This is a genomic window from Olivibacter sp. XZL3 (genome assembly GCF_004368405.1).
GTDB lineage: Bacteria > Bacteroidota > Bacteroidia > Sphingobacteriales > Sphingobacteriaceae > Olivibacter.
On the sequence record NZ_SBJH01000004.1, the window covers coordinates 290,947 to 299,093 of the forward strand.

The 8,147-nt window shown below is 40.9% G+C and carries 6 protein-coding genes; 4 read left to right on the forward strand and 2 right to left on the reverse strand.

All coding sequences use genetic code 11. The features are described from left to right. Positions 1-4: 4 nt before the first annotated feature. Entirely contained in the window at positions 5-3,439 is a 3,435-nt protein-coding gene (locus tag EPX21_RS01950; RefSeq protein WP_166670658.1) for a SusC/RagA family TonB-linked outer membrane protein, read from the reverse strand. A 234-nt stretch (positions 3,440-3,673) separates the two neighbouring features. Beyond that, the gene (locus tag EPX21_RS01955) at positions 3,674-3,985 is read right to left on the reverse strand and encodes a hypothetical protein (protein WP_134087991.1); all 312 of its coding nucleotides are present in this window, start codon (positions 3,983-3,985) and stop codon (positions 3,674-3,676) included. A gap of 718 nt (positions 3,986-4,703) precedes the next feature. Between EPX21_RS01955 and EPX21_RS01960 the strand changes: the two genes are divergently transcribed. The 4 genes from EPX21_RS01960 (at position 4,704) to EPX21_RS01975 (ending at position 7,530) form a co-directional block, all read left to right on the forward strand. Then, on the forward strand, positions 4,704-4,931 hold the full coding sequence (locus tag EPX21_RS01960; protein ID WP_134087992.1) for a helix-turn-helix domain-containing protein: 228 nt from the start codon (positions 4,704-4,706) through the stop codon (positions 4,929-4,931). Between the two features lie 232 nt (positions 4,932-5,163). After that, complete coding sequence (locus tag EPX21_RS01965; protein WP_134087993.1) at positions 5,164-5,673, forward strand: hypothetical protein; 510 nt, start codon at positions 5,164-5,166, stop codon at positions 5,671-5,673. A gap of 172 nt (positions 5,674-5,845) precedes the next feature. Continuing rightward, on the forward strand, positions 5,846-6,904 hold the full coding sequence (locus EPX21_RS01970) for a DUF262 domain-containing protein (protein ID WP_134087994.1): 1,059 nt from the start codon (positions 5,846-5,848) through the stop codon (positions 6,902-6,904). Next, positions 6,904-7,530 carry a hypothetical protein gene (locus tag EPX21_RS01975; protein WP_134087995.1) on the forward strand — a complete coding sequence of 209 codons (627 nt, stop codon included), beginning with the start codon at positions 6,904-6,906 and terminating at the stop codon, positions 7,528-7,530. Before EPX21_RS01970 ends, EPX21_RS01975 begins: the two co-directional genes overlap by 1 nt. Positions 7,531-8,147 lie beyond the last annotated feature (617 nt).

Consider the following 8,147-nt stretch of genomic DNA (forward strand, 5'->3'; position numbering starts at 1 on the left):
GGCATTAAAAATCAACCTTAAGTCCTAAGGCAATAGATCGTGGCGTAGGCACAAACGGTGCATCGGGATCAATGTTGTGCCCATTTGCTCTCCATAGCAAACCCAGATTATTTGCGTAAGCATATACCTGAAAATTAGAAAACGGCATTCCGATTTTCGGTGTATAACTCAGACGGATATCCTGTAATCGTATCTGATCGCCCCTTTCCACCAATACTTCCGAATATTTATAAAAGGTCTCACGTGCGTAGTCAAATGGATAGATCATTGCAGGCACATTCGTCTTCAACTCATCGCCGGGAGACTGCCATCGTTGGCTAAAATCAGCTTGACTGTAATTGCCCGGCAATTCACTGTAATTTAGTGAAGCGCGACGGAAGTAATATCCTGCCTTAAAAGTGATGTTAAAAGACATACTAAAGCGCCCATAAGAAAACGTATTGACAAAGCTTCCAAAAAAAACCGGTGTAGCAGACCCCTCGTAATATAGATTGGCGGGATCCGCATTGCTGATAATAGCCGCATAATCCACCGATTCCTTCCCATCCAGTACACCGATCGGATTCCCGGTATCATTAAGTCCTCTGTTAGGAAAACTGAAGATGGCATACAAAGGGAATCCCTCCAATGGATTGATATAATTTTCTCCCGCGATATCCTGATTGCTACCTTGTCTAAGCTTATAAGAAATCACTTCATCCTTCACATAGTTAAGCAACAACGTACTGCTCCAATTAAAAGGTGCACGAATATTAATGGAACTCAATTGAAAATCCACTCCTTTTGTAAGCATATCAGCGGCATTTCCCCTAAACTGCGTCACACCCGCCTGTGGACTCAGCGGTGTATTAGCAATGAGGTCAGTAGCCTTTTTCTGGTAATATTCCACGCTTCCACTGATCCGACTATTTTTAAAACCAAAATCTGCTCCGACATTCCAGACTCCCACTTTTTCCCAACGAAGAGATGGGTTGGGTGGATTGGAAATCGAAAGGTAGTTCATCCCGAAGGTGTTGACTCCAGTGCCAGCCAAAGCCGTTAGATAGGCAGTAGTGCTTTTATCAATATTTCCATTGTAACCATAAGAAGTTCTCAACTTCAAGTAAGGTAACACCTCCGAGTGGTAAAAGCCTTCATCGCTCAGATCCCACGACAAACCTGCCGACCATAGGGGAACTGCCCTTTGGTTCGTTTTCACCCCGAAGAGATTAGATTCATCTCGGCGGGCACTCGCAGAAATCATGTAGCGCTTCCGATAGCTGTAAGACGTATTGATGTAAAAAGAACGGTTTCTGTCCCACGAGCCTCCACTGGAAATGCGCGCTGGTATCCGCAAAGAAGACCAGCCATAAAATTGAGGGTATGGAGTCGAATAGTCTAAACTAGCGTTTGCATTCGAGGCGGTTTCGCTGTTATAACCATACAAACGAAAATCGTCACTAAAATTCTTATGCTGCCGCAGTTCAAATCCAGCTAAGAGCCTGATCTCATGAACCTGATTAAAAGTACGATCAAAATTAGCTTGGAAACGGGCCGACTGGTTCTCGTAATGGCTTTCACCCCGGTCCACAATGTCACCTACGGGAATCGGACGGATCACATTACCGGCTGCGTCGATCTGCGAATAGCTATTGATTAAGTTACGGGTATAATACGAACTAATGCTGTTGATTGTCTCCCGCTCAGTTACACCTTTTTGATAAAGGTAATAAGAAGCAATACTGAGCCCGTCCATAATACGATAAGTAGCATTCAGGTTTATGCGGTAATCGGTAAGACGTATTGATTGGTTAGGCGACAGCTCGTCCAACGGGCGGTAATGCCAATCAAGTAATTTGCTTTGTCCCACCGTATCGACATAGGCCATGCGGAGATCATTCACTACTGCCAGATGGCTGCCATCGGCACCAATTAGCGATTCATAAGGATACCGTGCAGTGGCGTAAATTCCCGCGTTCTGCTTCGTCTCCGATTGAGTCAACATTAAATCCGTCCCCAGTGCTAACCTTTTGTTCAGAAAGTAAAAATTGTTTCTTGCAGCTAGGTTCATACGCTGAAAGCTATTTGACACCAATGGCTGTCTATTGTGGTCATAACCGGCAGACAGGTAATAATCATTGACAGCGTTGCCACCATTAATAGCCAATGCATATTGTTGATTCACGGAATTTCTGTATACATATTTATGCAGATCCTCACGAACATCCTGCCCTTTTAGTACATCCATTTGGCGAGCGGAGTCTGCCGCAGATATCAGTCCGTCTCTCCGTTGCTGCAACATAGCCACTACGGGAGAAACGGCGCTATAACCATCGTTTATATTCCAGTAATTACCATTCTCGAACAAGTATTGCTCTAAGGCGATAAACTCCTGCGAACTCAGCTGTGGCTGTGCAAAAATGTCCGGCCTCTCTCCTATGGTAAGATTGCTGTTAAAATCCACTTTTGTTCTTCCCCCGCCGCCCTTCTTAGTAGTAATAACAATGACACCATTACCCGCTCGTACCCCCCAGATTGAGGCCGCAGCGGCATCTTTAAGCACCGAAATACTGGCAATGTCATTGGGGTTTATACTGGCCAAATCTCCTTCATAGGGAAAATTATCCAACACAATTAGAGGTTCCTGGTTTCCCATAATAGTGCTATTACCTCGAATGGTAATGGGCGAACGACTTTCGGGATTTTTATTAAAGATCAGACCGCTTGTTACGCCATCCAGACGGTCGAGAATGTTTGTAGAAACGCTCCTATTCAATAGTTCGTTATCAATCTGCACAAAGCTCCCCGTTGCCCGTTCTTTAGGCAAGGTCTGATACCCGGTGCTTACCTGCACTTCTTCCAATTGGGTACCGTTGCTATCGAGGTGGATGGTTAATGGATTGCTGCCGCGTTTAGTGAAGGGAATCTCCGCTGTTTGATAACCTACATAACTGACCACTAGAACGCCTGTGCTATCCGTTGCCAGGATACGGAATTTGCCTTCCGCATTGGTCAATACTGTATTCTGTTTGCCTTTGATGCTAATCGTCGCACCATCCAAAGGGGTATCATCAGCGGCATTCAGCACCCTACCCGTAATGGGATAGCTTTTCTGAAAAGCCACGCCGTGGGCAGCCTCCGGAGAGGAGGACTGCCGGGCGTGTGCCAAACAAACACAGAACAAGACGTTTAAGGCTGTAAGGTATATGGTGTAGGGTCTAAGGGCGCGCAAGGCCACCCCGCCCTGATTCAGCGTCATATCAACCATAGTGCCTACCTGCCGACAGGTAGGCTGGCGTCTCAGAATTATTTGAGCAAGGTTGGATCGATTTCCGAATTTTTTGCCGACCTGCGTATTACCCACTTCGGGAATCCTTCGGGTTCGCTTCGACTGGCCTTCGGCAACGCTTCGGTAATTGTCGAAGCCGACTCGAAGAACTGTCGAAGGCCAGTCGAACATTTGTCGAAGCAGTCTCGAACATGTCCCGAAGCAGTGTCGAACAGTTGCCGAACACTTGTCAAACACGAATCGAAGAGGTGTCAAAACTCCCCCCTTTGTCATTTCGACTGAGGGTCTAACGGAGGATCGTGCGGAATGGAGAAATCTCCAAAATCCCATCATTTTAGCCATCCTGCCATAGAGGCAGAACAGCTTCAAAACTTTGTGTAAATAATCTTTCATAGCTAGGTTAGGTTAATTTTCGGTTTGTGTTGTTTCTTCTAAGCGGTGCATAGCGTTTTGCTTTTCTAAAGTGTGAATTGCTACGAGCAAAAACATGACTTCACACATGAAGATTTCCAATTGCTTGGTTACTTCTTGATGGTTATTTCCGCCTTTCATACATGTAGAGGCATCATAGATACTTTGGATTGCTCGGATATAGGTATATTTCTTGCAAAAGTTTTTTATTACCTCACTTGGATTATATTCCCTTTGAGCTGCGCCTTCGAGCGCTTTCCGCACATATTTGTCCTCAAAAAATGATACGTCTTTATTATTATTCATGTCATTCGGTTTAGTTGTTTTATTTGGTTCTTTACACGGTCTTGCCCTATGATATTTATCTACACGGCCTCTCTCCTGCCGCGCACCTCCTGTTGAACTCCCGTGCAACTCGATGGGGCGCAACGCACCCGAGTTCCCAACAAGCTCCTAGTAAGTCCCTACGGAGTTCCTAACAAGCTCCGAAGCGGACTCGAAGAGGGGTACCAAAAGGACATAGCTCTTCCATTACATTCTATTGCTCGTTTTTTAATTTAAATTGATTTGCACGAAGAAATCTAACAGCTGACGCCTAACTGAGAGAAAGAAAGGTAAAGCCCAAGTTATTCAGGGGCTGAAATAATTAACTGATTGGTGTGTTTAGGTTTAATTTTCATAACTCGTTTTTATTTAACGAGTCTTCATTTTTCGGTATCGAGTGCCAGTAAAACTATAGCGGGCTACCACCAACCGCTCCACAAGGCTCTGACCCCTCCCAAAACGGAATTACGATAGCAGCCCAAGTGCTATAGCGTGCACCAAAAGTACACAAAATATCACTTTGGGCATTAAACTACCGTCTCGTTTGGGATTTATTGTCAGAGTTTGTGAACGAGACTCTTTGTTAATGCCTTTCAAACCGTGAAAATATCAACACGGAAGCTCAACAAATATAGAAATTAATTCACAAAAGGACAAATATGTCCTAATATTTATTTTTATTATTCGTGAATCTTGTTGAATGGCAAATCAATATCGTGACGAACCCTATCTTAAAAAAGTAGGCCAGAGATTAATCCAAATAAGAATACAAAACAATTGGTCTCAAGAGAAGCTAGCAGAGATCACAGGACTTGATACCAGACAAATAGGAAGAATCGAAAGAGCGGAAACAAATTCGACGATAAGTATTATCAAGAAAATAGCGAAGACTACTGGATTAAAAATGAGTGATATTTTGGAAGACTAACTTTCTTAAAACCCCAAAAACATTGAACGAAATTGTAGCTAAGGCTAATAAAGTTCAAAATCAGATTTGGGAAGCAAGTAATTTTACCCAACCCTTGGAAAACGCTGTCAAAGGTAAAACAAAAAGCTTGACATCATCTTAAAAAACGGACTGAATACCTATATACTAGCTAAGAAGCAGACAAAGGATTAGTATATTTGCGGTCATCAAGGAATAACCGCAACCGTTGCTTATGAGTACCAATCTGTTATTAGAAGAACTAGATATAAAAACCATGCCGCAGATCGAAGTGGAAAAAATGCTCAATGTGCTGCTCCAAGCTATCGTACCAAATATAAACAGTCGTCCTAGTTATTCCATTCGTATATTAAATGTAACCGGCAAATCCAGCAATACCTTCTATCGGGCAGAAAAACAAGTCGAAGGTAAAGATTGGGAACCGATCGCGGAATTCGGAACAGAACAAAAAGATGTACTACTGAAATTGGAAGAATCTGAGATTGCTACTGAAGAAACGGTCAGGGATTGGGTGCTGGGCAAGGTTGAGGCTAGCTATTTTGATATTGCTAAGAATGCATTACAAATCTTCAGAGATTGCTCTACGGAATTAAATGGTAAGGTACGACCGTTGTTTCTAGCAAACGCGCTGAAAGCATGTAATGGAACGAAAGGCCTTCCTAAGTTGATAAAAAAGAAGGATAGGAATGGGAGGTTTGTTTATCTAGATGAATTACGACCCTAATAAACAAATTATCATTAAATAGAAATATTTTCTCAGATCTAGATTGTGTTGCTATCTTTAGTTTAATTTCGATATGTAGTCGGTCGAATTGAACTTAGGCTTGGCTCAACGATAAGCGTCAATTAATACAGAGTTTCAGTATATCGATATATTAGAAGAGAATTGTGAAAAAATGAAAAATTTTGACAGTAGAACATATAGTATAAATGATTTTTTGGAATGGAATGATAAAAAGCAGCTTCAATTATCTCCAAAATTTCAAAGGAAATCGGTTTGGACGGATGATGCAAGATCCTATTTGATGGATACAATTGTGCGCGGAAAGCCAGTTCCTAAAATATTCATAAGGCAAACGTTAAACGTAGAGTCACGACAATCAATTAGGGAAGTCGTCGATGGTCAACAAAGACTTCGGACTATTATTTCGTATATCAATGATGGGTTTACAATTAATAAGAAGCACAATGATAGATTTGGAGGATATTATTTCAGCCAATTGAGCAATATCGACCAGGAAATTCAAGCTCAAATCCTAAATTACGAATTAGCAGTTGATTTGTTAGTAAACTTACCTGATAAAGAAATTCTTGACATTTTTAGTCGCTTGAATTCATATTCCGTGACACTAAATGAGCAGGAAAAAATTCATGCGAATCATTTCAGCGAGTTTAAAATTGTAGTAGATAATATTGCTCATAAATATAATGAATTTTGGACCAGCAGCAAACTGCTTACGAATCAAAGGATTCTCAGGATGGAAGACGCCACACTGGTAGCTGATCTAGTAGTTGCAACATTAGAAGGTATCCAATCTAAAAAACAAATTAAAAGTTTCTATAATAAATATGAAAAGACTTTCGACTATAACGTCAATGATATAGAACGGAGATTTGACTCTACAATTGAATTGATAAAAAAAGTTTTCGACGAAGGATTGAAAGTTACAGAATTTAAACGAATCCACTTATTTTACACCCTGTTCACGACATTCTATGATTCCTTATTTGGCTTAAAGGACATGGATAAGCACCTAAACTCTATTTCTGAGGATCGATATGAGAGAATTAAAATATCTTTAACAAACTTAAATGAATTGTTTAGTAGCAAAACAATGACAGGGTTATCAGATTCTGAAGTACAATTTTTAAATGATAGCAGAAGAGCGACTACTGATACAGCAGTAAGAAAAAGAAGAACTGAATTCTTGATCAATAAAATTGATAAGTTGTAATGGCTTTAAATCAGAACTTAATTGACTTTAGAGCTGCTATTACTGAATTGAATCAACATATTCAATTCGCACATATAAAATATGCTAATGGCTCTTATAAAATATCAGCAAACTTAAGAGAATTTATAGCAGAATCGGCCTTTCTCAAGATCTTTGTTGCGTGGGAAACTTTTGTTGAAAAATGTTTTATAGATTATTTGATAAATGAAGAATCGATTCTGCATCGTCGCCCTGCAAAATGGGCTACGCCGATTAATTCCATGCATGCCAACCAGATCATCATAGGGACACAGAAACATATGGATTGGTCTAATCCCGAAACAATACGGAAAATTAGTAAGATCTTTTTCCACCAAGGCTATGTTTTTGACACCGCACTATCTGCTATTAATGCAGATTTAATGGATATGAAAACTATCAGAAATTCTGCAGCTCATGTCTCCTCAACCACAACAACGAAATTAGATGGTCTAGCAACACGGATTTTAGGGACTCAACATTCAAATTTTACTGCATATAAATTGCTTTTCCATAACGACCCTAGGAGCGCTCCAACTATTGAAACAGTATTAAACCGATATCTAAATTTATTAGATATCGCGGCAGAAGAAATTGCAAATGGATAACGGGCACTTTTTGACCATTCATCACGGATATTATATCTGATATTATGTTTATCTATTCCATTGGACTTTAAATCAAAAAACATCTGTAAAGTTTTTTTAGGACGAGACACTTTTTGATTTTCTCTTCTCCTTATCGGCTTATCCGGAAGGAGTCAACCTGGTCCGATTTCCCCCTTGTCATTCCAATTGACCGCCATGTGACCGGGAAAACTCTGCTATCGGAAAATACCAGGCTGCGCAAAGAGGAAAAATTGTGTCGTTAGACAATGAAGGCCATTTGTTAGGTAGAATAAAAGGGACTAGTAAAGAAGAGCGAGATGCGTTTTGGACAAATATTGTGAAAGAATTTAGGCGAAAAATACTAGAGGCTGTCTAATATACCGGCACTTAACAGCAACTTCTATTGTTTTCCAGCCATCAGTGATCCAAATTGTTTGATCACTAAGTAACAAAAACTACTCGCAAAGGGGTCAGCATGCTCCAGCGGGACAACCCAATAAATAAGTTTTAGGGGTCAACATCAGCCAGTATGGCAGTGTAATCGGGAAATAACAATGCACAGTTTTTGGCAATTAAGACTGCACCGTTTTTGGCAACAAGAGTGCACAGCACTACAA

Excerpts from the sequence above, each read along its gene's own strand:
- EPX21_RS01950 (WP_166670658.1), bottom strand. The coding sequence starts at position 3,439 with ATGTTCGACTGGCCTTCGACAGTTCTTCGAGTCGGCTTCGACAATTAC.
- EPX21_RS01955 (WP_134087991.1), bottom strand. The coding sequence starts at position 3,985 with ATGAATAATAATAAAGACGTATCATTTTTTGAGGACAAATATGTGCGG.
- EPX21_RS01960 (WP_134087992.1), top strand. The coding sequence starts at position 4,704 with ATGGCAAATCAATATCGTGACGAACCCTATCTTAAAAAAGTAGGCCAG.
- EPX21_RS01965 (WP_134087993.1), top strand. The coding sequence starts at position 5,164 with ATGAGTACCAATCTGTTATTAGAAGAACTAGATATAAAAACCATGCCG.
- EPX21_RS01970 (WP_134087994.1), top strand. The coding sequence starts at position 5,846 with ATGAAAAATTTTGACAGTAGAACATATAGTATAAATGATTTTTTGGAA.
- EPX21_RS01975 (WP_134087995.1), top strand. The coding sequence starts at position 6,904 with ATGGCTTTAAATCAGAACTTAATTGACTTTAGAGCTGCTATTACTGAA.